Origin of the sequence: Sphingobacterium anhuiense (assembly GCF_042686355.1) — a bacterium.
Classification (GTDB): domain Bacteria; phylum Bacteroidota; class Bacteroidia; order Sphingobacteriales; family Sphingobacteriaceae; genus Sphingobacterium; species Sphingobacterium anhuiense.
Genome location: NZ_JBHUPE010000011.1, coordinates 1 through 25,002 on the forward strand (window position 1 = coordinate 1; position 25,002 = coordinate 25,002).

The following is a 25,002-nucleotide window of genomic DNA, read 5'->3' on the forward strand; positions in this document are numbered from 1 at the left end:
GACTCGAACTGATGACCTTCGGGTTATGAGCCCGACGAGCTACCAACTGCTCCATCCCGCAATATATTTTTAGTTCAATCGTCCTTTTTGTGTTAAAAAGCAAGATATCTTTACCTCCGAATTGGAGCACAAAGATATATTTTGTTTCTTTGTAATCCTAATTAAATTAAAAAAAATGTCGCATAAAGCAGGATTCGTAAGCATCATCGGTAAACCTAATGCAGGTAAGTCTACGCTAATGAACGCTTTAGTGGGTGAAAAGATGTCTATCATCACTCCTAAAGCTCAAACAACAAGACACCGCATTATTGGAATAGTCAATGATGAGGAGCACCAAATTGTCTTTTCAGACACACCTGGTATCATCAAACCAAACTATTCGTTACAAGAATCAATGATGAATTTTGTCCAAGGATCGCTGATCGATGCGGACATTATTTTACTTGTTACAGATATCAATGAAAAATATGATGAAAATGATGTTATTGAGAAATTAAAAAAAACAAGTTCTCCAGTAGCTGTTCTTATCAATAAAATTGACAAGTCTAACGAAGCAGAAGTGATGGCTAAAGTAGAGTTCTGGAAAGAAACGATCAACCCAGAAGTTATTTTTGCGGTATCAGCACTTCTTAATCATAATATCACTGGAGTAATGGACTATATCAAGGAAAAACTTCCTGTACATGCTCCTTACTATGAAAAAGATGAATTAACAGACAAATCAATGCGTTTCTTTGTTTCGGAAATGATTCGCGAAAAAATATTCAAACTGTATGACAAGGAAATTCCTTACAGTACTGAAGTAGTTGTTACATCTTATAAAGAAGAACCTAAGATCACTCGTATCGCTGCAGAAATCATTGTGGAGCGTGATTCACAAAAGAATATCATCATCGGTACCGGTGGATCAATGATTAAAAAAGTCGGCACGTACGCTCGCCAGGATATTGAGGCATTTATTGACAAAAAAGTCTTTCTTGAGGTTTTCGTAAAAGTAATTCCAGATTGGAGAAGTAAGAAAAATTACTTAAAAAGATTTGGTTATGACGACTAATGCTAGAAAATAGTTTTAAGTACAAATGTTAACCAGCATACAAAAGCCCCATTAGTGATCAACTTATTGGGGCTTTTCTCTTAATAAAAAATGCAAGACAAATGCGCTTAATTTCGCTTAAAATATGTTAAAAGTGCCTGTAGCTGTTTTAAGTTCAACACTTTTCTCAACTCTTCTTCTGGAGCCTCTTTAATCTTCTTAACAGATTTAAAGGTAGTCAGTAATTTCTCTACCGTAGTCTTACCTATGCCAGGAATATCTTCGAGTTCAGATACAAAAGTTTTTCGGCTACGTTGATTTCTGTGAAAAGTAATTCCGAACCGATGGGCTTCATCCCGCAAGTGTTGAATGATTTTAAGAGTTTCCGATTTTTTATCCAAATAAAGAGGATATTGATCACCCGGATAATACAGCTCCTCCAGCCGCTTGGCAATACCAATTACTGTAACTTGTTTCTCTATCCCTAATAATCGCAAGCTTTTCAAAGCGGCCCCTAACTGCCCCTTACCCCCATCAATAATAATCAACTGAGGCAAATCACCATCTTCTTCCAAAACCCGCTTATATCGCCTATATACAGCCTCCTCCATCGTGGCAAAATCATTTGGACCTACTACTGTTTTAACATTGAAGTGTCGGTAATCCTTTTTTGATGGCTTACCATCTTTAAAAACTACAATAGCAGATACAGGATAGCTACCTTGAATATTAGAGTTATCAAAACATTCAATATGCTGCGGCAATACATTTAACCGCAAATCTTTCTTCATCTGCGTTAAAATACGATCTACACGTACATCTGGATTCAATTTCTCATAATGTAGCAATCGTTCTTTTTTAAAGAACGCTACATTCTTCAACGATAGATCCAATAGTTTTCTCTTTTCGCCTAGTTTTGGAACAGTAAATTTGATCTGATCATTTTCCTGAATATCCAGTTCAAATGGAACGATAATTTCTCGTGATAAGCTTTTAAACCGATCCCGGATCTCAGGAATAGCTAAAGCAAGAAGTTCTTGTTCAGTCTCATCCAGTCGCCGCTTCATTTCAACAGTCTGCGTTTGAATGATTACGCCGTTCATCACTTTTAAGTAATTAACAAAAGCATAACTTTCATCCGATGCAATACTGAAAACATCAACATTCGTGATCGAGGAATTAACAACCGTAGACTTACTCTGATACAGATCCAATTTATCTAATTTCATCTTAAAGGAATGCGCCTTTTCGAAATTCATTTCCGATACTGCAGCAGACATCTGCTCTTTAATCCGATTCGTGACAACAGAAATTTTACCATTTAAAATATCTTTAATATCACTCAGATTCTGATCATAATCTTCTTCAGATTGATAACCTTCACATGGACCTTTACAGTTGCCAATCTGATATTCAAGGCAAATTTTGAATTTACCCCTAGCAATATTCTCCTGAGTCAGTGCCAAATTACAGGTCCTTAGCGGAAACAGATCCCGGATTACGTCCAATACAATGTGCATCATCCCTACAGAGGCATAAGGACCATAATACCGAGAGCCATCCTTAATATATTTACGTGTCCAAAAAACTCGGGGGAAGCGTTCATTTTTAATGACAATCCAAGGATAGGTTTTATCATCTTTTAATAATACATTATACTTGGGCTTATGTTTCTTAATCAATGAATTTTCCAGCAACCATGCATCAATCTCCGTATCTACAATTGTAAAAGAAATACGGTTGATCTGACGAACTAATACACGCGTCTTACCGTTATGTTGCGTTTCATTCACAAAATAAGAACCAACCCGATTCCTGAGATCTTTAGCTTTACCGATATAAATCAGGACATCCTGTTTATCAAAATACTGATAAACCCCAGGCTTATGTGGAATTCTTTTAAGCTCCTCTTTATAATCAAACACGCTCATATATAACAAATAAGCCAGATAACAAATTTCGAAAAACTCAATTATCTGGCTTTATATCTTTACTTAATAAAATTTAAAAACCTAATCGATCATCATTTAAGTTTGATTCCGAACCCGTGCTATCTGCTCCGGAGCTTCCGCCTCCTCCCCAGTACTTAGAACAGTCAACTACTCGCGTTAGCCCACCTTCAGGAAGTTCAAAATCGCCCTTCGTATACTTGAGGTTTTTATCTGCATACACCTTCTGCATATAAAGTGCAAATACAGGCATTGCTGCTGCAGCTCCCTGCCCATCTTGCATATTCGCAAAACTTATACTACGATCTTCAGCTCCTGTCCAGACACCCGACACCAGTTCAGGAGTGATCCCGATAAACCAAGCATCAGCATTATCATTGGTTGTACCCGTCTTTCCTCCGATTGGATTCGTCAGATGATATTTCCATTGAATTCGTCTTCCTGTACCTTTCGAGACAACCGATTTTAACATGTCTACAATAATATAAGCAGACTCACTGTTCAAAGCCTTAACAACTTTAGGTGCCTTTTCATAAATAGGAGTTCCATTCTTATCTTCGATCCTCAAGATCGCATTAGGTTCAATCCAAGTACCATGATTTACAAATGCCGAATAAGCACCAACCATATCAAATACAGAAGCTTCATATGCTCCAAGTGAAATGGATGGATAATTTGGAACATCACTGGTAATACCCATACGTTTGGTCAATGCAGCAACCGCCTCCGGTGTAACCTGATTCACCAAATATGCAGTCGCATAATTCTGAGACAAAGCCAATGCATTAGCTAAAGTAATCGGATTCCCACCTTCAGCTGTACCCCTTGGCGTCCAATTTCCATAAGTCTGTTGATAATTTGGAATACTGTAACATGGAGAGTAGCCATTATCAACTGCGACAGCATAAGTAAAGGGCTTGGCAGTTGAACCGACCTGTCTCGTCCCCATTTTTACTTGATCATACTTGAAATGCTCAAAATTTATTCCACCGACCCAAGCCTTGATATGTCCAGTTTTTGGTTCCATCGACATCATTGCATTACGTAACATCAATTTATTGTATTTGATAGAATCAATCGGAGCCATAACAGTATCCACAGAACCTTTCCAAGTGAAAATAGACATCGGAACTTTTACCTGAAATGCTTTCTTGATCTCATCTTCAGAAAGTCCATTCTCCTTCAAAACACGGTAGCGTTCAGAACGTCGCATACCTGTTGTCAGTAGCTTGGCTTTATCTCCTTTAAAAGGGTCCTTATTCTTCCATTGTACAGCAAACTTACCCTGTAAAGATTTCATCCATTCTTTCTGGGCATCTTCAGCATATTGCTGCATGGACATATTAATTGTTGTATAAATTTTCAACCCATCACGATCCAGATCATAAGGTGTACCATCCGATTTGGTAATCGATAATTTGGAAAATTCTTTCTTGATTTCTTCTTTTAATACCGCACGAAAATAAGGTGCTAAACCTTCCCCATAATTGGCGATTTTCAATTGTAATCCCAATGGCTTAGCTTGAGCACTAGCCTCTTCCTCTGTAGAAATGAAATTTGCCTTATTCATATTGTCCAAGACTGTATTTCTACGCGCTAATGCGTTTTGCGGATACCTGACAGGAGAATAAACGCCCGGACCTTTTAGCATACCCACTAATAAAGCAGCTTGATCTGCAGTAAGTTTATCAGGAGTTGTATTGAAATAAGTACGTGCGGCTGATTTAATACCATAGGTATTATATGCTCCAAAGTCCACTGTATTGAAATACATGGTGATAATCTCTTCTTTGGTATAATTACGCTCTAAACGAACAGCAGTTATCCATTCCTGAAACTTTTGAATGATACGCTTAGGAGCACTTTTAGCACGACCGTCTGAAAATAAATTAAGAGCTAATTGCTGCGTAATCGTACTCCCTCCTTGTTTATTTCCAGTTAAAGTATGGAAAATAACCGTAAAAGTACGTGTGTAATCAATACCGGAGTGATCGTAAAAACGCTTATCCTCTGTTGAGATCAAGGCATGTATCAAGTAAGGTGACAACTCACTATACTTTACATTTGACCTATTTTGAATATAATAAGTACCTAAAACCTTATTATCTTCCGTTATAACTTCCGAAGCTAAATTACTCTTAGGATTTTCTAAATCACTAAAAGACGGTAACTTTCCAAATAATCCCAGGCGAACACTAAATATAAATAGAAACCCAAAAGCTATTATTCCAATAATAAATTTCCAGAAATTACGTGTGTACCGCTTAATATCTTCTGGTTGCAGTTGGTTTTTTTTTGATTCTCTCTTCATTGAACCTTATTCTTTCTCGATTTGATCATTATAAAATATGATGACATATGCCTCCGCTACAATATCAGATAATGTGCCAAAGATTATGTGCATGACAACAAAGATATTACAAATATTTTGAGGAATCTTCATTCGATACAACATCCGTTAAAAAAACACTGAAAAAGAATCAATTACTACAAAAAAGAAACGTTAAACCAATCGCACATTTCAGTCTTTAAAACCATTTTCTAAATAAAACAGATCGCCTTTGATTGGTTCAAAAACAATCCTTAGGGTATGATCCTAATTTTTCAATATCGCTAAAGCTTGGTATTTCAGAAATTTAGTTTAGATTTAAAAACAAATCAATTGTCTGTCATTCGTGACAGGCAAAAACATATAGATTATTAAAATAAATGATAAAGCTCTAGGCCAGTAAATCGTTTAAAAGCCTATCTAAAAAATAAAAAACAGTAAAATATGCAAGTCAACACTTCAAAAAGTCTATTTTTCATTTTTTTAACCGTACTAATTGACGTCATTGGTTTAGGTATTATTATACCTGTAATGCCTAAATTAATTGAAGAATTGATTGGCGGCACATTAAGTGATGCATCGCGATATGGTGGTTTGCTCATGTTTTGTTATGCATTAACCCAATTCTTCTTTGCATCTGTGTTAGGTAATCTCAGTGACCGATTTGGTAGAAGACCCATCCTATTAATATCACTCTTAGGCTTTTCTATCAACTATTTACTCATGGGGTTAGCTCCAACCATCCTGTGGTTATTCATCGGAAGGTTTATAGCAGGTATTACAGGAGCTAGCTACACAGTAGCTGCTGCATTTATAGCAGATATCAGTTCGCACGAGAAAAAAGCTCAGAATTTCGGATTATTGGGAGCTGCATTTGGCTTAGGTTTTATAGTAGGCCCATTGTTAGGTGGGTTATTAGGGCATTATGGTGCCAGAATACCTTTTTTCGCCGCAGCATTATTAAGTTTTTTAAATTTCTTATATGGTTATTTTTTCATTCCAGAATCATTAAAAAAAGAAAACAGAAGACCTTTCAGATGGAAAAATGCAAATCCGGTAGGTGCTTTCAAGCAACTTGCGAAATACCCGCATCTAAAACAATTATTTTTTTGCATCTTTCTGATAAACATCTCTTCTCATGCCGTACAAAGTACTTGGTCATATTACACCATGGAAAGATATCAATGGGATGAAAGAATGGTTGGTATCTCTTTGGGTTTTATAGGTATGTTGTTGGCTATAGTTCAAGCCGGATTGATTCGAATTATTATTCCAAAATTGGGATTAGAAAAAAGTATTTTAATTGGATCTGGACTCTACGTGATATCGATGCCCTTAATGGGGATGGCATACGCTCCATGGTTAATTTTCCTAGCCGTAATACCATATGTATTTGCGGGAATCGCAGGCCCAGCTATCCAGAGCCTTGTATCAAACGAAACGCCATCGAATGAGCAGGGACAGATACAAGGTGGATTAACAAGTATTATTAGCTTAACAGCCATTATAGGCCCTCCCGTCATGAGCTGGTTATTTGCTCACTTTACAGATAAAAAAGAAGCTCTCTATTTACCAGGAGCTCCTTTCTATCTAGGATTCGTACTTACAGCAATCAGTTTTATTGTTGCCTGCTTCTTTTTTAAAAAGAAACAGAAAGTTTAAGCTTTTTCGATCAAACAAACAGCATATGCGACTACCCCCTCTTGTCTTCCGACAAATCCCATGGATTCATTGGTCGTAGCTTTGATCGAAATATCATCAACATCCAAACCTGAGGCCTCCGATATTTTAGCCTTCATCTGTCCGATATACGGTTTAATTTTAGGAGCCTCCAGGCATAACATAGCATCAATGTTCCCTATGGTATACCCCTTATCTCCAATTAGCTTAACACAATGTTTCAGTAAAACAAGACTGCTAATACCTCTCCATTGCTCATCTGTATTTGGGAAATGATAACCAATATCCTCTAAATTTGCGGCTCCCAGGAGCGCATCACAAATGGCATGAGCCAAAACATCCGCATCCGAATGGCCAAATGCACCAGCATGATGATCCAATTCCACTCCACCTACTATAAATGGATGCCCCTCTTCTAATTGATGGACATCAAAGCCAAAACCAACTTTAATTTTCATAATAAAGCTAAGGTAACATTTTAAATTATCATCCTGCCATTAAATCAACGCAAGACCTATTTGTTAACTATCAGATTTTAATCTATTATAGAAGAAGCCCTCACTGATGATATATCACAAAAAAAGCGTCTAATTTCTTAGACGCTTTTTAAATACGTTTAATTTCTACTTTAAACCGTTGTTTCTTCTTCTACAGGAGCAAATTGATCAAAAAGATCATTGAAAGCTTCATAATCTTCATCACCATTAGGTTCAAAGACCTGAATTCCTTTTTCTTTTGCATATGCTAAAATTTCTGGATTAACACCCTCCTCAGCTACAACCGCTACATCGGTGAAGTCCAAAGCACCTTTATAGATGTTGACATAACTACCGTCACCATAACTAGCAACATCATCTTTTGTCAATGCACCTTCAGGAGCAATTTCTCTGTATTTATCGCCTAAAGTTCCGGAGAACTCTTCGTTATACAACGAATACATCACTTTGGCACCTTTAAAAGTAGGATCATCTTTATATGTCGTCTTTAAATAAGCCGGCACTAATGCTGAAAACCAACCGTGGCAATGTACCACATCTGGTGACCAACCTAACTTCTTAACCGTTTCCAGTGCTCCTTTACAGAAGAACACAGAGCGCTCATTGTTATCATTAAAAAATTCTCCATTCTCGTCACGAAAAACTTTTTTCCGCTGAAAATAGTCTTCATTATCCAAGAAGTAAACCTGCATGCGTGCCGCAGGCAATGAAGCTACCTTAATGATTAGCGGATTGTCATTGTTATCCACCACAATGTTTAAGCCTGACAGACGAATTACCTCATGCAATCTATTTCTACGCTCATTAATATTACCAAAACGAGGCATAAGAATACGGATTTCAAATCCTTTCTCTTGCATAGCCTGCGGCAATTGACGCGTGATTTCAGAAATTTTAGTTAATTCGAGGAAAGGCGACATCTCGTGGGTTATAAACAATATCTTCGTTTTTGCCATCTCCAGTTTTTATTTATTTTATTTTTATTAGAACAGTAAAATCGGTCTACAAAGATACAAAAAATATCCCGACAATACAATTCCTTACAAATCATCGTTTTATATTCACAAATATATTCCCCACTTTTGCCCTGTATTAAAATTTCTAAAAGTGAGAATTTTCGAGACTAAAAAAGAGCTCCAAGATTACCTGGAAACAGCACGAATCAACAAACAAAAAATAGCTCTTATCCCAACAATGGGTGCACTGCATGAAGGACATATCTCTTTACTGAATTATGCAAAACCTTTATCAGATGTCACCGTTTGCAGTATTTTTGTCAACCCGACACAATTTAACGATCCAAAAGATTTAGAAAAGTATCCAAGACCCATCGAGCATGATATCGCATTGTTAAAAGCTGCTCATTGTGATGTCTTATTCTTACCTACCGTAGAGGAGATGTACCCTGATCCAAATGAAAAATGGCACATTGATCTAAACGGATTAGATGCAATATGGGAAGGGGAAATGAGACCGGGGCACTTTCAAGGTGTAACGCAAGTCGTTTACAAATTATTCGCCTTGGTACAACCAGATATTGCATGCTTTGGTCAAAAAGACTTTCAACAGGTCATGGTTATTGAACATATGATCAAGGTAAAGCAATTACCGATCACCATTGCATTATGCCCAATCATCCGAGATGAAAATGGTCTTGCTTTAAGTTCAAGAAACATGCGCCTCTCATCAAATGGTAAAATACAAGCGTTAGCTTTGTCCAAAACACTTCTTTATATCAAAAATAACTTTGGAAAGATACCTTTACTTCAATTAAATAAACAGGCAACAGAACTATTGAACTCCAGCGAAGGTATTACTTTAGAATATCTCGCTATTTGCGAAACAACGACATTGAAAGAAATCAAAACAATTGAACAAGATAAACAATATGTAGCACTTGTCACTGCGCGGGTCGAAGATGTACGGCTTATTGATAACATGATTTTGAATTAAATGTCACATTATACTTATTAACTTTACATTTTTACAAGAAAAATCTAACTTTGCCACATGTTTATAGAGGTAATGAAATCTAAAATCCACCGTGTTCGGGTTACACAGGCCGAGCTTAATTACGTTGGTAGTATCACAATTGATGAGGATTTAATGGATGCAGCAAATATTATTGCAAACGAAAAAGTTCAAATCGTTAACAATAACAATGGCGCTCGTTTAGAAACATATGTTATTCCTGGAAAAAGAGCTTCCGGTACCATCTGCTTAAATGGCGCTGCAGCAAGATTAGTTCAAGTGGGTGATATTGTGATCATCATATCGTATGCACAAATGGAAATGGAGCAAGCTAAAAAGCATATTCCTAGCTTGGTTTTCCCAGATGACAACAATCAACTTATAAAATAATATTTAAATAATACACTTTCAATAGAAAGCTACGTTTATTTTCAATAATTTAGCACTCGTATTAAGCGGGTGCTTTTTTATTACCTACATGTCAAAGAATATACATATCAGAAAGATCTTAGCATCAATGCAATTGGCATTGATCAGCTTGATCATTATTTCTGGTGTTATTTTCATGCACAAAGAGGTAAAATCAAACGGAGAGATTGTCATGCACAATCACCCCTACGATTTTACAAACGATCAGCCCAGACCGCAAGAATCCGACGATCAAATTGATTTCCTCAATGTCGTCTACAATCAAAACTTTGTTCAAAGTGAATTTATCGTTTTTGAACAGCCCATTCGAACTGTCGTTCATATCTACAGTTATCAAGTCTACACACCAGTTGTCGCCAATCGTGTCGTCGATCACGCTTTCTTAAGGGGTCCCCCAGATTTTGCTTAAAATAAAATTAGTTATTGCATTCATCCTTATTATCAAGACGAATGCTATTCGCCGTGCGATAGCAAATCGCATTGCGTCGTGCTGTAATTTATTAATTATTTCAAGTAAATAATGTAACCATAGTGGGCATAGCTGGTATGAAATTATACATGGAGCAGGCATTCGCCTTGCTTCGTACTGCTATTTTACACCTCCCATGATAGGTTCATTACAATTAAAAGGACAAATACACTCCAATGAGAAATATCAATTTACTGATCATCATGATGATGATCAGTATGCATACATATGCGCAACATACATTAAAGGGTAAAATCAGTAACAATGACGGCAAAGGTATAGTTGGAGCAACTATCAACATCGAAAATGGTCTTCACTCGACCGTTTCTGATACCGCAGGCTATTTTGAATTTCAAAAACTAACTAAACAAAAACAAAATATACAGATAACCGCTGTTGGCTATCAAACCCTCAAACAGCTGATATTGCTAACAGATTCCACCGTACACTTCAAATTAAACACAGACAACCTGCATTTGAATGAAGTCGTTGTAAGCGCAACCCGCTATGGTGTCAGTAAAAAGGAAGCACCAGTTATTGTGCAGGTATTAGGTCCTAAACTTTTTCAGGCTACACAATCTGTAGCTATGTCCGAAACACTAAACTATCAACCAGGAGTTAGGGTAGAGAACAACTGTCAAAATTGCGGTTTTTCACAGGTTCGTCTTAATGGTTTAGAAGGCGCCTATTCACAGATCTTGATCAACAGTAGATCCGTGTTCAGTGCACTAAACAGTGTATATGGTTTAGACCAACTTCCAACCAGTATGATCGACCGCATCGAAGTCGTTCGAAGTGGAGGTTCTGCTTTATTTGGAGCAAATGCAATTGCAGGTACCATTAATATCATCACTAAAGATCCTGTCGAAAATGATTGGCAGATTAAATCTACCAACTCATTAATCGGCGGTAGCAGTTGGGATAATACGGTAGACTTCAACACCTCTTACGTAGATGAAGACCTTAAAACAGGTGTTACCTTTTATGGTATGCACCGGAATCGTCAACCATTTGATAAAAATAAGGACGGATTTTCGGAGATAACAGAACTTAACAATACCACATTCGGAACAAAAGCATTTTTCAAACCTTCCGATGTCAACAAAATAACAGTAGATTTCAGTACCATACACGAATTTAGAAGAGGAGGAGACCAATTTAACAAATCACCACATTTTACAGCCATCACAGAACAACTGGAAACCAATTCACTGATTGGTGGTATCACTTACGATCATTATTTAGCAGACTATAAACAAAAAATCTCCGTGTATGCTTCCGGCCAAAAAACAAAACGTAAAAGTTTTTACGGGGGACTGGGCGAAGCGCCCACTGCAACAGATAGTTTAAGAGCCGCAAATTCTTATGGAGACACAGATGATTTGTCTTTTGTTACTGGAACACAATACACAAACAATTTTGAGGATGATGTCTTTACCAGTGGTATAGAGTTCAACTACAACAAAACAAATGATCAGATTCCCGGATATCAACGTATCATCGATCAAAAAACAAAAGGAATAGGAACTTATGCCCAATACGAATGGAAGCCAATATCCTCTTTCAAAGCATTAATAGGAATGCGATACGACTACATCTTCGTCGATGGAAATTATCAGCTCCAACAAGTGGAACGCAGCAGTCAGAAGAATTTTGGATCTTGGAACCCACGATTAACCATCTTATACGATATCAATAGTAATATTCAATTTCGTGGCGGGTATGCGCGCGGGTTCCGTGCCCCACAAGCTTTCAATGAAGATATGCATGTGACTTCCATCGGAGGAAAACAGGTTTTTGTATTAATTGGAGAAGACCTAAAAACAGAATATTCAAATGCTTACACCGGATCGTTCAATTTCAGCAGAAATTTTGGGAATACGCAAACAAGCCTTTTAGTGGAGGGCTTCTATACACAGTTGAATAATCCATTTACGACAGTCTTGAAATCAGAATCCAATGACATTATGATTGAAGAAATGCGAAACGGTACAGATGCCTATGTATACGGAACAAACCTTGAACTTAATGTAGCCCCTTCAAGTATATTTAGTCTACAAGCTGGTGGTACGATACAACGCTCGCGATACCAATCGGCACAACTGATAGCTGAAGCTAAAACAGGTCAAGAAGCCATTTTGTCCAAAGATTTCTTACGTACGCCAAATGTCTATGGCTACTTAAATGCCAATTGGAAAGCAACTAAGAAATTCGCAGTTGACCTAACAGGAGTTTACACCGGAAAAATGAAGATCTCGCATATACAAGAAGAAATCATGAGCCTCAAAAATACGAGGGATTTTATGGAGCTGAATACACGGTTAGGATACACGTTTGCTGTTCACAAAGATTTTAACCTTGAATTATTTGCTGGTGTACAAAATATGTTCAACGCATTCCAAAAAGATTTCGATAAAGGCGCTAATCGTGATTCAAACTACATTTACGGTCCAACAAAACCACGAACAATAACCTTTGGAGTAAAAATTGGCCATTTTCACTAATCCCATTTATTAAAGAAAGATGAAGCATATGCACAAATTTGTTTTATTAATGACCATTATCCTTTATCCGCTCAGCCATTATGGTCAAGAGCGGATAATTTGGACCTCTTTTCAACAATTAGACTCTTTACTAAGCATAGCACCAAAAGAAACAATCATCTTCATTCATACGGACTGGTGCGGCTACTGCAGAAAAATGGAAAAGGAAGTTTTTACAAAAAAAGAAATCTATGACCGCTTAAACAAAGATTATTATCTAGTTGAATTAGATGCGGAGACGGTTGAGGACATCACTTTCGATCAGCAAGTATGGAAATCAAAAACTCCAAAAAAAAATACCGGACAATATCATCCCTTAGCATTACTACTGCTGACCAACCAAAAGATGGTTTTCCCGAGTCTCCTACGTTATGATCAAACATTTAAATTAAAAAGTATTAAGCAAAAATATCTAAGCCCAAAAGAGTTAGCGAATTTTTTAAGATAATTTAACATCTTGTTGTAGCGAAACCAAAAAACACAACGTTTTACTTGTAATATAAGATACAATTTAAAAAATTATGAAAAAATTTACGAAATTTTTAATGGCATTTTTATGCATGGGGATAGTTTTTGCTTCATGTAACAAAAATGATTTCGATTATGAGAAAGCTGAAAGAGAGCAAATTGAAAAAGCAAGATTAGAAAAAGTACGCAGAGATTCATTAAAAAGAATACAAGCTCCTTTATTAGAGCAATATGCAAAAACCAAATGGGGAGATAAAGCTAAATATTCCGATTCAACAGGAATCTGGTATAAAGTAGAGCTAGCGGCTGGTAATGAAACACCATACGTATACAAGGGCACTGTTAACGGTTACGGACAAGCTGGATTAACTCCTTGGGCTGCAACCTTAAATTTCAAAGGAGAATTGATGAATGGAACTGTATTTGACAAAAATACAGATGGAATTCCTAAAGTTTATGATAATATTGCTACTGCAATTAACATATATGGACAAGCATGGATTCAAGCATTTGTACCAACAATTGTTAATATCCAAGGTAAGGATGTGAGATTTGAAGGGTTATTACCAAAAGGGCTACAAAAAAATGATATAATTAGCTTTATATCTCCATCTTACTATACTTTTGACCAAGTGGAATATACAAAGGGTAGTGAAAAAGTAACTGTACCTAAAAACACTCCAGTTGTTTACACAATCGAATTAAAAACTATTGGCAATACTGGTTCATAATTACTATAAATCAATAAAAGCATAGAAAAAGGTCCTTTGCATCATGATGTAAAGGACCTTTTTACAATATAACTTCTTTGAGTAAAATTATTGTCACCAATAAAAAGACAAAACTCTGCAAAATAAAAAGTTCTACTACACTTTACTTCCTTTAAAATTCTTTTGTACCTTGTAGCACATCTAAACAATTGAACGTTTTAACCGGTATAATAACAGTAATAAGTAAAGAAATTTATGAAAAATTTTACAAAAATCTTTTTTGGAATGTTGGCAATGATTATTGCTTTGGCATCTTGTAGTAAATCAGACGACTTTTCAAAATTAGCGGAAGAACAAAGAATTAAAGATTCTATCGAAAATGCGAGAATCCAAAATTTACTAAAAGAACAGGCTCCTCAGTTGAAATCATTTGCTATCAAAAACTTCACGAATCCCAAATTAGATACAGCAACTGGTATATGGTATGATTTAATTGCTGAAGGCGAAGAGGCTTCATATACTTATCAATTCTATTCCAATGGAACACTTATATTTCCAACGGTAGTAACCAAATATAAAGTAAATTTGCTTAATGGTGCAGATAAAGGTGTACTTGTTGATGAATCTAAAGAGGATAGTCCAGCAACATTTACATTAAATGGCGTAATTTCCGCATGGAAAATTGCCTTCTTTCCCAAGAAAATGTCATTTCAAGGAAGAGAAGCAAATATTGGGGGCTTAACAGCAAAAGGATTAAAAAAGGGCGGAAAAATCAAATTTGTCGCGCCGTCTCCATTCGGATATGATCAAGTTACAAAAGATAAAGTTCCAGCAAACTCACCATTATACTCTGAAATTGAAGTAGTTTCAATTAGCAATTAAATGGCGTTTGGGAGATTTATTTCTTCTAAAATTTTAAACGAATATACGAAGCAGGATCTTTACTTACGTAAAGATCCTGTTTGTTTTTAATTCACTATCAAAAACTAAAATAAAAAAACAATAGTATCAAAAAGTAGTCTAAAAAACTTCTTATCTTGCTCTTCATATCAGTATACCATTCAAAAACAAAGACGCAAAAATGAAAATAGCTTTAGCCCAGTTAAATTATCATATCGGCAACTTCAGTTCCAACACTGCAAAAATTATTACTGCTATTGAAAATGCAAGAGCACAGCAAGCTGAAATTATTGTTTTTTCTGAATTAGCAATTGGCGGCTACCCAGCAAAGGATCTTTTGCAAAATGCAACATTCTTAAAACAGTGTAGCGAATCTATCACTACCATTGCATCACATTGCCAAGATATTTTATGCATTATCGGAGCGCCTGTCCCCAATACAGACCCAGAAGGTAAAGCACTGTACAATGCTGCAGTTTGTTTAGAAAATGGAAAGATTACACACATTAGTAAAAAAGGACTACTTCCTAACTATGATGTTTTTGACGAATATCGTTACTTTGAACCTAATAGAAAATTCGCATGTTTCATCTTTAAAAAAACAAAAATAGCATTGACCATTTGTGAAGATTTATGGGATGACGATCAAGGAAATAATTCCTATGTTGGTGACCCCATGAGCGAATTACTTCAAGAAAACCCAGATTTGCTGATCAATATTGCAGCTTCGCCTTTTTCTTATGTCCATTATCAAGATCGTGTTGCTGTTTTGAAAGCACAAGTGGCAAAAGCAAAACGTCCGCTCCTCTATGTCAACCAAGTTGGCGCACATATGGATATAATTTTTGACGGAAGATCATTGGCTATTGATGAAAATGGGGCAATTTGCTGCGAATTAAAAAAATTCGAAGAAGATTTACAGATAATAGAATATAGAGATCAAACCATAAAAGCGACAACAGCATTTACGGTACCCCAAGATCAGCAAATAGCACTAATTCACGATGCCCTGCTATTAGGTTTACGTGATTATTTCCGCAAATCAGGCTTCAAAAAAGCCGTCTTAGGCCTTTCCGGTGGATTAGATTCAGCACTAGTTGCCGCATTAGCTTGTGAAGCATTAGGTTCGGAAAATGTACTTGCAATATTGCTTCCTTCTATTTATTCATCCGACCATTCCATTCAAGATGCATTAGATCTCGTAAAAAACACCAATTGCACACATCATATCATTCCAATAAAAGATATTACACAGGCCTACGAAACAACATTAGCTCCCTTTTTTGAAGGGCAAAAAGCGGGTGTTGCGGAAGAAAATATCCAGGCACGTACCAGAGGTACGTTATTAATGGCAATTTCCAACAAATTTGGTCACATCGTACTAAACACTTCAAATAAAAGTGAAGCAGCGGTAGGTTATGGTACCTTATATGGAGATATGGCAGGATCGATTTCCGTCATTGGAGATGTATATAAATCAAAAGCCTATGATCTCGCCCGATACATTAACCGAAATAAGGAAATTATCCCATCTAATACAATTGAAAAAGCACCTTCTGCAGAATTAAGACCCGATCAAAAGGATTCAGATTCCTTACCACCATATGATTTACTCGATGAAATATTATTCCTATATATCGAAAAACAAAAATCAAAAGAGGAAATTTTAGCTCAAGGTTATGATGTTAATATTGTTGAAAAAATTATAAAACTAGTTAATAATGCCGAATTTAAAAGATTTCAGGCTCCTCCAATACTGCGCATTAGTCCAAAAGCTTTTGGTCCAGGCCGTTCAATGCCATTAGTTGCCTTTTATCAATAATTTTTTTTACTGATATCATTAAACTTTTAACATTTCCATTTGTCTAACACTAAGAAAATAATATAAATCCTATTGGTCATGAAAAAAATAATTTATTTCTTATTTGCAAGTATAATTCTTGCATCTTGTGCCTCATATCAATATAATACGATGCGTGACGAAAAAGTAGATTTTTCGCAATATCGTACTTATGGCTGGTTGCCACCAGTCGATTCGTTATCAAAATCATATTTTGATAATGATATTGCAAGAACAAATATATTAGACGCGAGCAACAGTGAATTACAAGCAAGGGGCTTATCTTACAGTAAGGATAATCCAGATTTGTTATTCCGTTATATAACAATTGTCAATAACAAAAGTCGTTTAGTATATGGATCCTCATATGCTTATGGAGGTCCATGGGGTTGGTACAGACCGTGGTTTTCTCCTTATTATGGTTATTATTCAACATATCCTGTAGCCAAAGAACGTTACCGCTACGCGCACTTAATCATAGAAGCTGTAGACCGTAAAACAAATAAAGTTGTTTGGCAAGCACGTGGATCTGGCGAAGTTAATAGTCCAGAAAAAGTGGCAACTAATGTTGCGAAGGTTGTTAAAGGAGTATTTAAACAATATCCGCTAACCCTAAAAAAATAACACTGTAATCGTGATCAAAAGTATTAAAGCCATGAGTTTTCTCATGGCTTTTTTCATAATATAATATACGCTTTTATATAGAAGCTCGAATCTTGATATTAAATGGGACTTCAAGCCGATCTTTGGAGTTATTTTTAATGAGATTTGCTGCCATCCTACCCATTGTTTCAAAATCAGTTGATATGGTTGTAATTCCATTCAAAATAAATTTCTTTAACGGCGTTTCATTATATGAAATAACACCAATATCTTTACCGATCACCAGATTTTTTTGTTGGATCTTATTCAGTAGTTTTACTAGATCATCTTCGATAATATTGATATAACAAGTCCCTATAACGACTTTTTCCTTATTCAATTCCGATACCAGCTCATGATCAAAAGCATACTGCTGACAAAATTTATAAAAACCCTTTATAATTGCTTTTGGAAAATCACTATGATCGGGAAAAACCAATTTTATCATTTTATATTTACTTAAAACTTCACTCGCTTTTTCCAACGCTAAGTAAATATCCTGTTCATAATTCTCATAGACTGCTGGAAAATCGCCCGGTACATCATCCACAAATCGTCCTAATAACATTAATTTATCGCTTGGTATTCTACGAATAATATCCGGCGCTTTATCTCGTCCCTCCCTAAAATGTGGAAATAGTACATAATAGTCATATGTTTTGGTCAGATTCGATAATAGGTTCTTGAGATAGGAAAGGTCTGAATTATAGACAAATAAATCCAGATCAGCAAAATCGCCCAACTCCTTAGCAAATGAATCATACACTATTTTTTTGTGAACACTCAATTTATTCAGAAACAGCGCAATTTTGCATTTGGATTGAATATCTGTTTTATTGACATAATATCCCTTGCCTGGATTAGATGCAATAATTTCATGCTTTTTTAAATAGCGATAAGCCTTTTCAACCGTGTCTCTAGATATTTCAAGATAAGCACTGGATTCATTAATTGAAGGAAGCATTTCACTCTTCTTAAGCCTCTCATTTTTTACTGCATCAATGATCGTATTCGCCAATTGGAGATATTTGGGAGTTGCTGAAAAATCACTAATCTCCAGTGTCATTAGAAACTGAGCAGTTGAATTGGTCATTTTAAAATTTAGATTAATCACTAAAATAACAATTAATTAGCATAAAATTTTAAAAAAGTTAAACTCAAAGACCATTCATATTTTTAATATTTCACTTTTTTAAATATTTGTTACTCTGTACCATAGCAGTATAGGATCAAAATTATGGTCGATCTTCTTAAACGTATTCTAGTAAAAAATCTGTTACCCTATTAATGATGAGTTAAAAACCTGCAAGCTCGTTACCTAATCACTTTAAAAAAAGAATTATTTTTAAAGGGCTTTTCACGCTCTCCTTTTAAAAACCCTTAATGTTTAAGAAAATGGGCAAGTGATTACACTCGCCCATTTTTATTCACAGCTCAGATCTTAAACAATTAAAATTTCATTTATTTCTAAAATACCGCAATGCAATAAGGTCATTCGGTATCGCCAGTTCATTCCAATGGTCATGGATAGCTAGCGCTGCGCCCAATGCTGTTGCCTGAGCCATTGAGGCACCAAAAACTTCGACTTCAGGAAATTCTTTTGCCAGAAGACTCATATAAATATGATTCTTACTAAACCCACCATCTACAAATATTCTAGAGATCTTATTAGCATCTAAAACTAGTTTTGTTGATTCCACTTGGGCTTTGATGAGGTGTAAAATTAAACTATGGTAAGCTTCTTCATAATTATGGAAACGATCAAGCTCAATAGTCGAAAATGCTACTAAATCCACAACCACAGGCTCTTTCATTAATTTTTCTATGATCCGTCGATTAAGTTGAAGATTACGAAACTTTGCTGTAGTAATATGAAAGAAATCAGCAATTCGCTTAGCTTGCAGTTCATGTTCATAACCTGCAAATAACCTCGAAGCCTTAACTCGCTTTCCCAAATAAGATTGATAAAACAAACAATCCTTTTTTAATTCACAAGAAGTTAGGGCACTATTGTTAAATGGATTAAACGAAATACACCAAGTTCCCGTAGATATCAATACAAATGGTTCATCAAAATTGAATAAATAAGGAATTAACGCCGAAGAACTATCATGAAGCCCCGCCCCTACTCTAAAAGAACTACCCGGAAAAGCACCATCAAAAACTTCATCTCCTTCAACAATTGGAGCTAAAACCTTTGTAATACCCTCATCTTGAACCCATTTATGATACTCATTTTTTTCAAAATCCCATAAAGCAGTATGACACCCGATGCTGGTCATATCTGAGTAGAATTTTCCAGAAACCAGAAAACTTAAATATTGGGGCAAATGCAAAGCAAAATTGACATGTGTATAAATTTCTGGATGTTCCTTTTTTAATCGAAGAATTTGGAAACCTGAATTTAAACTACCTAAAGTTGGCGATGAAGTCGTTAAAGAAAAATGTTCCTCTCCTCCATACTTATTATGCAACTCCTGTTGAATAGTAACAGGAAATTCTTTTAGATAATTATATAAAGGAGTCAAGGGTCTACCATTTTCGTCAAGATATACAACGCTAGCCCCGTATGATGTAAAATTAATCGCTTTAATTTCAAATTCATTTTTTCTAAAGACCTCATGAAGTGAATCAAAAACCGATAATCTAAGACTTTCAAGATTTTCACACGGATCCCCGTCCTCATCCTTTGTTTCTAAAAATCTTGCTGAACGTTCAAATACAATTTGGTAATTAGAATCAAATAGAAAAAGCTTTTTGTTGGTTTTACCAACATCGAAAATAGCAACTACAGGAATTTTATCGTTATTCATTCTTAAAACTTTATAATCCTGTTGCAATAGTTCGTAAACCTCTCTCTGCGATCAACTTATCACGTAATTTTTCCTCCTCAAATAATAATACTGGATTTAAAGCGGCACCACTCCTCAACCTAGATTCAGCAACCAATGGCCTTACATCGGTACGAAATGCATCTTGAAGAATTTCTTGTGATTTTACAACATCATTCGCTTGTTGAGCTGCCTTGAGTGCAACACGATCGATAAGTAATGCTTGTGCATAAGCAATTTTAATGGCTTCAACAGATTGCAATAAGTCCACTAAAGGATCTTTAAGATTATGTGACGCATCAATCATCCAGCCTAAGCCAGTAGCGTGTTCCATTCCATTCAGATCCATGCCATCAATTAATTCATTAAAAATCAGAAAAAGCTGATAGGGCTTAATACTCCCCGCTGTTAAATCATCATCGGCATATTTACTATCATTAAAATGAAAACCGCCCAGCTTTCCCTCCATTAACAACAATGATACAATCTGTTCAATATTAGCATTTGGTAAATGGTGTCCCAAATCCACTAATGTATATGCTTTAGGACCCAGCTTATTTGCCAATAGTAGAGACTGCCCCCAATCTCCAATGGTCATCGAATAAAAATAAGGTTCGAAAGCTTTATACTCGATAAACAATTTCCAATCCTCGGGTAAGTGTTTATAGATTTCCTGCAAGCTGGATAACGTATTCTGAAAAGCCTCACGGAAATTCAATTGACCGGGAAAAGATGAACCATCAGCTAACCAAACAGTCAAAGCCTTTGAACCGAGAGCTTTTCCATAATTGATAACCTCTATATTATGATCAATAGCCTGCTTGCGAACCTTAGGATCGACATGATGCAAAGATCCATACTTATAACTATGTTCCTGCTGTGGTTGATCTTGAAAAGTATTGGAATTAACAGCATCGAACGTGATATTTAAAGAACGTGCCAATTCCTTCATTTTTGCGGTGTCTTCTGGAATATCCCAAGGTATATGTAAGGAAATAGCTCCGCTAGATTTATTAAGAGCATGTAGCAGACCAACATCTTCAAACTTTTGCTCCAAACTCCCTGGCTCGCCAGGGCCAGAAAAACGTCCGAAGCGTGTACCACCTGTCCCTAGTGCCCAACTTGGTATCCCGATCTGAAATTTCTGAAGTTTAGCAATAAGCTCCTCAACATCATCAATATCTTGGGATATAAATTCAAATGCTCGATTATGTTTTTTTTCTAATTTATTATTGTGCTTTTCTATCAATTGTTGATCTAAAATCATATTAAAAATGGTTATTGGTTAAAATTTACTTAGATACAGCATGTACTTTCTTTTCATCACCTAAAAACTAAGATATAAAACCTACCTTAAAAAAGCCATTGCCACTCCCCCATCAACGTTTAAAATATTACCTGTAGATTTGTTTAGTAAGCCACCAACATGTGCAAAACAAGCATTTGCAATGTCTTCTGGTAGAATAATCTCATTTAACAAAGTACGCTTTGCATAGTACGCCGGTAACTCCTCGATCTTTATACCGTATGCCTTAGCACGACCTGCGGCCCATCCACCTGCCCAAATATTACTATCAGAAATTACAGCATCCGGATTCACTACATTTACTCGAATTTTTGCTGCCCCTAATTCAGCGGCACTTAAACGGCTCATGTGCAATTGAGCCCCCTTTGCACTACCGTAACCAATATTATTTGGACCACTTACTAAAGCATTTTTACTTACAATATTGACGATATCACCACCGATATTTTGTGCTTTTAAAATAGCTGTTGATGCCTGAGTTACCAGAAACTGACCTTTAACTAAAACATCATATAAAAGATCCCAATCTTCTTGCGTATGGTCCTCGATCGTTTTAGAAATGGATAACCCCGCATTATTAACAACAATGTCAATCCCACCAAAAGCTAGTACAGCATCATTGAGCGCATGTTTTATCTGTTCCTCATTTGTGACATCGAGCAATGTCGTCATAACCGCATCTCTACCGAACGCTTCTACAAACTCTTCCTCGCATGATGCAAGCCGATCAGCATTGATATCATTTAACACAACAACAGCACCTTCTTGCGCCATCTTCTTTGCAATCGCCTTTCCAATCCCACCACCACTACCCGTTACGAGTACAATCTTACCTGATAATGCTTTTGATTTTGGCATACGTTGTAATTTTGCCTCTTCCAATAGCCAGTATTCAATATCAAAAGCTTCCTGGCGTGGCAAAGCAGTATATTCACTTACCGCTTCAGCACCTTTCATGACATTAATTGCATTAATATAAAATTCAGCAGCCACACGAGCAGTTTGCTTATCCTTTGCAAACGAGAACAATCCAACACCCGGATATAAAACAATAACGGGGTTTTTATCCCGAATAGCAGGGCTATTTTCATGTTTACAACTATCATAATACTGTGCATACATCTCTCGATATCCTGCAAACAAAGGCTCCAATTTTCTTTTAACCTCCGCTACATTGTCTAAACATTCAGATTTATCTAAATTTAGTACTAAGGGCTGGATTTTAGTTCTTAAAAAATGATCCGGACAGCTTGTCCCTAATGGTGCTAATCGGTCCAGATCGTTTGAATTGATAAATTCTAAAACACGTTCATCGTCTGTAAAATGTCCGATCATATGGCGTTCACTTGAGCAAAATCCCCGCAAAATAGGAGCTAATTTTACGACTTGCGCATTTCTTTCTGCTTTACTAAGACTTACCATTTTCTGGCTGCCAAACACGTTATTCTTCTTACCATAACTTTGTTCAAGGTAAGTGGCACAAGTCTCAATAACATCCAAAGAATTAATATAACAATCGTAAGCAGTGTCTCCCCAAGTAAACAAGCCATGAGATCCCAACATAATACCCTTGATACCAGGATTTGCTTCTAAACAGGCTTTTAATTGTAAACCTAAATCAAAACCAGGACGTTGCCAATCAACCCAACCGATCGATCCTTTGAACAATTCAGCAGTTATCCTTTTCCCATCTTTAGAAGCTGCAATTGCAATTGCGGCATCTGGATGTAAATGGTCAATATGCTTAAATGGTAAAAATCCGTGCAAGGGCGTATCAATAGAAGGCGCCTTCGAGCTTAAATCAAAAATACAATGATTAAATAGTGCGACCATTTCATCCTCATATTCGATTCCTCTATACACATTTTCAAGATTACGTAAGCGCTGAAGATATAATGCTGCAAGCCCTGACTTCTTTAGCGTGCCGATATCTCCGCCAGACCCCTTTATCCACATGACTTCAACACTTTCATCAGTAAGCGGATCTTTCTCCAAAACTTTACAAGAAGTATTCCCACCTCCATAATTAGTAATTCTTAGATCGGCGCCTAGAATATTTGAACGATATAATAATAAAGCAACTTCATCACCTTGCAATGATTGCGCTATTTTATCGTCCCACAAATAATTTACATGTTTGTATGTTTTCACTGCTATATATATTAAATTAATTTTCTAAAGTTCTTGCAAACCCTACGACACAAATAGAAATTATGATTGTCACTATGCCTGCAATTATAGATCGATATGCCATTCTATTCACGCCCTTCCACTCATTTAATATAATTCCCCAAGCATTTGAAATTAAAATAATGAACGCCATGTGAAGAATCCAAGAACTGGCACCATTACCCAATCGACTCTCACCCATACCATAAAAAAAGAACTGTAAATACCACATTGTACCTGCCAAAGCACAAAAAAGTAAATTCTTTACTTTTGGTACATTGGATTTAGTATAGTCTGAAAAAGTTCTATTTTTAATTAGGAGATAGACGCACCATATAAAATTTGTAGTAAAACCTCCCCAAAGGATAATGATATAAGTCACATTATTTTGATAAAGAAATTCTCCACTGTTCGAATTACTATTTTTCCATATGGAATTTGCAACATTAGCAAGCGGTTTACCTGCTTCGATACCAAAATTGAAACAAGCACTAAGTACACCAGAAATGATCGAAACGATAATACCCAGCGTAAAATTGTAATCAGTCTTTGCGTCCTTAGAAAGAGTCGCAAGACTTTTCTCTTTTGAAACACCTGCCCGACCGCACAGCACAACACCCATAAGACAAATTAATAAACCTATCAATATGCAAGTTCCTGATTGAGTCGTAAAAAAATAGTTGACTCCATGTTTACCCACTGTGGGGTAAAAAAAATAATAAAGACTTGGCATCAGCGAACCAAAGACCATACTTAAGCCCAAAATAATACTGCTACCTAAGGAAACACCAAGATAACGTATCCCTAGACCATAGGTAAGTCCACCTATACCCCATAACAATCCAAATAAAAAAGTATAATATAAAGTAGCTGCCTGGGAATTGCTGATAATCTCCCAAAAATTAGGAATAGTTAACCATGCTGCAAATGGTGGTACAATAATCCAAGAAAATAGACCACCTAGGATCCACATGGATTCCCATGACCATCCTTCAACTTTCTTATAAGGCACATAAAAACTTCCTGACGCAAAACCGCCTATGAAATGAAATAAAACTCCGAAAACAGCATTCATATTTATCTTGTTAGGTATTGTACATAAACTAAATTACAAGATTAAAATAGGTAAACTGTTATGGACTGTTATGCATAACTACAGAGATTATAGCCAACAGATATCTCATGATTTAGAAGCAAAAGGTCAATTTTCAATGTGTGGAAAATTGACCTTTTGCA

General features: G+C 36.1%; 20 protein-coding genes. 11 read left to right on the forward strand and 9 right to left on the reverse strand.

What is annotated here, in order from left to right; genetic code table 11:
• The first annotated feature begins 175 nt into the window (after nt 1-175).
• Entirely contained in the window at nt 176-1,054 is an 879-nt protein-coding gene (gene era / locus ACFS6I_RS20070; protein WP_132769161.1) for a GTPase Era, read from the forward strand.
• A gap of 107 nt (nt 1,055-1,161) precedes the next feature.
• On the opposite strand, the gene uvrC is transcribed toward era, so the two are convergent.
• Together uvrC and ACFS6I_RS20080 are read right to left on the reverse strand one after the other, a co-directional pair.
• The gene (gene uvrC / locus ACFS6I_RS20075; RefSeq protein WP_346580973.1) at nt 1,162-2,964 is read right to left on the reverse strand and encodes an excinuclease ABC subunit UvrC; all 1,803 of its coding nucleotides are present in this window, start codon (nt 2,962-2,964) and stop codon (nt 1,162-1,164) included.
• A gap of 73 nt (nt 2,965-3,037) precedes the next feature.
• Nucleotides 3,038-5,293: a transglycosylase domain-containing protein gene (locus tag ACFS6I_RS20080; protein ID WP_132841104.1), complete on the reverse strand. Its 2,256-nt coding sequence runs from the start codon at nt 5,291-5,293 to the stop codon at nt 3,038-3,040.
• A gap of 462 nt (nt 5,294-5,755) precedes the next feature.
• On the opposite strand from ACFS6I_RS20080, the gene ACFS6I_RS20085 reads away from it, so the two are divergent.
• Complete coding sequence (locus ACFS6I_RS20085) at nt 5,756-6,973, forward strand: TCR/Tet family MFS transporter (protein ID WP_132769166.1); 1,218 nt, start codon at nt 5,756-5,758, stop codon at nt 6,971-6,973.
• Here ACFS6I_RS20085 and ispF read toward each other — a convergent pair.
• Entirely contained in the window at nt 6,970-7,449 is a 480-nt protein-coding gene (ispF, locus tag ACFS6I_RS20090; protein ID WP_021190240.1) for a 2-C-methyl-D-erythritol 2,4-cyclodiphosphate synthase, read from the reverse strand. The two genes, ACFS6I_RS20085 and ispF, sit on opposite strands and share 4 nt — an antisense overlap.
• Before the next feature lie 170 nt (nt 7,450-7,619).
• Complete coding sequence (locus ACFS6I_RS20095; RefSeq protein ID WP_031288421.1) at nt 7,620-8,444, reverse strand: glycogen/starch synthase; 825 nt, start codon at nt 8,442-8,444, stop codon at nt 7,620-7,622.
• A 151-nt stretch (nt 8,445-8,595) separates the two neighbouring features.
• Here ACFS6I_RS20095 and panC point away from each other — a divergent pair, with 151 nt between their 5' ends.
• The 9 genes from panC to ACFS6I_RS20140 all read left to right on the forward strand — a co-directional run bounded on the left by panC (nt 8,596) and on the right by ACFS6I_RS20140 (nt 17,442).
• On the forward strand, nt 8,596-9,441 hold the full coding sequence (gene panC / locus ACFS6I_RS20100; protein WP_380923282.1) for a pantoate--beta-alanine ligase: 846 nt from the start codon (nt 8,596-8,598) through the stop codon (nt 9,439-9,441).
• A gap of 57 nt (nt 9,442-9,498) precedes the next feature.
• Entirely contained in the window at nt 9,499-9,849 is a 351-nt protein-coding gene (gene panD / locus ACFS6I_RS20105) for an aspartate 1-decarboxylase (protein WP_031288422.1), read from the forward strand.
• Between the two features lie 88 nt (nt 9,850-9,937).
• Nucleotides 9,938-10,297 carry a hypothetical protein gene (locus ACFS6I_RS20110; RefSeq protein WP_260292636.1) on the forward strand — a complete coding sequence of 120 codons (360 nt, stop codon included), beginning with the start codon at nt 9,938-9,940 and terminating at the stop codon, nt 10,295-10,297.
• Nucleotides 10,298-10,533: 236 nt separating this feature from the next.
• The gene (locus tag ACFS6I_RS20115; protein ID WP_380923285.1) at nt 10,534-12,861 is read left to right on the forward strand and encodes a TonB-dependent receptor; all 2,328 of its coding nucleotides are present in this window, start codon (nt 10,534-10,536) and stop codon (nt 12,859-12,861) included.
• A 28-nt stretch (nt 12,862-12,889) separates the two neighbouring features.
• On the forward strand, nt 12,890-13,348 hold the full coding sequence (locus ACFS6I_RS20120; protein WP_380923287.1) for a thioredoxin family protein: 459 nt from the start codon (nt 12,890-12,892) through the stop codon (nt 13,346-13,348).
• 73 nt (nt 13,349-13,421) lie between these two features.
• Complete coding sequence (locus ACFS6I_RS20125) at nt 13,422-14,099, forward strand: hypothetical protein (RefSeq protein ID WP_380923289.1); 678 nt, start codon at nt 13,422-13,424, stop codon at nt 14,097-14,099.
• 234 nt (nt 14,100-14,333) lie between these two features.
• Nucleotides 14,334-14,960, forward strand: coding sequence for an FKBP-type peptidyl-prolyl cis-trans isomerase (locus ACFS6I_RS20130; protein ID WP_380923291.1), 627 nt, complete (start codon nt 14,334-14,336; stop codon nt 14,958-14,960).
• 199 nt (nt 14,961-15,159) lie between these two features.
• The gene (locus ACFS6I_RS20135; protein WP_380923293.1) at nt 15,160-16,800 is read left to right on the forward strand and encodes an NAD+ synthase; all 1,641 of its coding nucleotides are present in this window, start codon (nt 15,160-15,162) and stop codon (nt 16,798-16,800) included.
• A 78-nt stretch (nt 16,801-16,878) separates the two neighbouring features.
• Entirely contained in the window at nt 16,879-17,442 is a 564-nt protein-coding gene (locus tag ACFS6I_RS20140) for a DUF4136 domain-containing protein (protein WP_380923295.1), read from the forward strand.
• 73 nt (nt 17,443-17,515) lie between these two features.
• Here the strand turns inward: ACFS6I_RS20140 and ACFS6I_RS20145 are convergent, their stop codons facing one another.
• The 5 genes from ACFS6I_RS20145 to rhaT all read right to left on the reverse strand — a co-directional run bounded on the left by ACFS6I_RS20145 (nt 17,516) and on the right by rhaT (nt 24,841).
• Complete coding sequence (locus ACFS6I_RS20145; RefSeq protein ID WP_315402613.1) at nt 17,516-18,553, reverse strand: GntR family transcriptional regulator; 1,038 nt, start codon at nt 18,551-18,553, stop codon at nt 17,516-17,518.
• Nucleotides 18,554-18,917: 364 nt separating this feature from the next.
• Entirely contained in the window at nt 18,918-20,273 is a 1,356-nt protein-coding gene (locus tag ACFS6I_RS20150; protein ID WP_380923297.1) for an FGGY-family carbohydrate kinase, read from the reverse strand.
• Nucleotides 20,274-20,283: 10 nt separating this feature from the next.
• A complete protein-coding gene (locus ACFS6I_RS20155; protein ID WP_380923299.1) occupies nt 20,284-21,558 on the reverse strand; it encodes a TIM barrel protein in 1,275 nt (424 codons plus the stop codon).
• Between the two features lie 81 nt (nt 21,559-21,639).
• Nucleotides 21,640-23,748 (reverse strand): bifunctional aldolase/short-chain dehydrogenase, encoded by a 2,109-nt coding sequence (locus ACFS6I_RS20160; protein WP_380923301.1) that lies wholly within the window; start codon nt 23,746-23,748, stop codon nt 21,640-21,642.
• Between the two features lie 16 nt (nt 23,749-23,764).
• Nucleotides 23,765-24,841, reverse strand: a complete 1,077-nt coding sequence (gene rhaT, locus ACFS6I_RS20165) for an L-rhamnose/proton symporter RhaT (protein ID WP_380923303.1) — start codon at nt 24,839-24,841, stop codon at nt 23,765-23,767.
• Between the last annotated feature and the right edge of the window lie 161 nt (nt 24,842-25,002).

What these genes read in the sequence shown, in the direction of transcription:
- era (WP_132769161.1), top strand. Translation starts at nt 176, where the DNA reads ATGTCGCATAAAGCAGGATTCGTAAGCATCATCGGTAAACCTAATGCA.
- uvrC (WP_346580973.1), bottom strand. Translation starts at nt 2,964, where the DNA reads ATGAGCGTGTTTGATTATAAAGAGGAGCTTAAAAGAATTCCACATAAG.
- ACFS6I_RS20080 (WP_132841104.1), bottom strand. Translation starts at nt 5,293, where the DNA reads ATGAAGAGAGAATCAAAAAAAAACCAACTGCAACCAGAAGATATTAAG.
- ACFS6I_RS20085 (WP_132769166.1), top strand. Translation starts at nt 5,756, where the DNA reads ATGCAAGTCAACACTTCAAAAAGTCTATTTTTCATTTTTTTAACCGTA.
- ispF (WP_021190240.1), bottom strand. Translation starts at nt 7,449, where the DNA reads ATGAAAATTAAAGTTGGTTTTGGCTTTGATGTCCATCAATTAGAAGAG.
- ACFS6I_RS20095 (WP_031288421.1), bottom strand. Translation starts at nt 8,444, where the DNA reads ATGGCAAAAACGAAGATATTGTTTATAACCCACGAGATGTCGCCTTTC.
- panD (WP_031288422.1), top strand. Translation starts at nt 9,499, where the DNA reads ATGTTTATAGAGGTAATGAAATCTAAAATCCACCGTGTTCGGGTTACA.
- ACFS6I_RS20110 (WP_260292636.1), top strand. Translation starts at nt 9,938, where the DNA reads ATGTCAAAGAATATACATATCAGAAAGATCTTAGCATCAATGCAATTG.
- ACFS6I_RS20115 (WP_380923285.1), top strand. Translation starts at nt 10,534, where the DNA reads ATGAGAAATATCAATTTACTGATCATCATGATGATGATCAGTATGCAT.
- ACFS6I_RS20120 (WP_380923287.1), top strand. Translation starts at nt 12,890, where the DNA reads ATGCACAAATTTGTTTTATTAATGACCATTATCCTTTATCCGCTCAGC.
- ACFS6I_RS20125 (WP_380923289.1), top strand. Translation starts at nt 13,422, where the DNA reads ATGAAAAAATTTACGAAATTTTTAATGGCATTTTTATGCATGGGGATA.
- ACFS6I_RS20130 (WP_380923291.1), top strand. Translation starts at nt 14,334, where the DNA reads ATGAAAAATTTTACAAAAATCTTTTTTGGAATGTTGGCAATGATTATT.
- ACFS6I_RS20135 (WP_380923293.1), top strand. Translation starts at nt 15,160, where the DNA reads ATGAAAATAGCTTTAGCCCAGTTAAATTATCATATCGGCAACTTCAGT.
- ACFS6I_RS20140 (WP_380923295.1), top strand. Translation starts at nt 16,879, where the DNA reads ATGAAAAAAATAATTTATTTCTTATTTGCAAGTATAATTCTTGCATCT.
- ACFS6I_RS20145 (WP_315402613.1), bottom strand. Translation starts at nt 18,553, where the DNA reads ATGACCAATTCAACTGCTCAGTTTCTAATGACACTGGAGATTAGTGAT.
- ACFS6I_RS20150 (WP_380923297.1), bottom strand. Translation starts at nt 20,273, where the DNA reads ATGAATAACGATAAAATTCCTGTAGTTGCTATTTTCGATGTTGGTAAA.
- ACFS6I_RS20155 (WP_380923299.1), bottom strand. Translation starts at nt 21,558, where the DNA reads ATGATTTTAGATCAACAATTGATAGAAAAGCACAATAATAAATTAGAA.
- rhaT (WP_380923303.1), bottom strand. Translation starts at nt 24,841, where the DNA reads ATGAATGCTGTTTTCGGAGTTTTATTTCATTTCATAGGCGGTTTTGCG.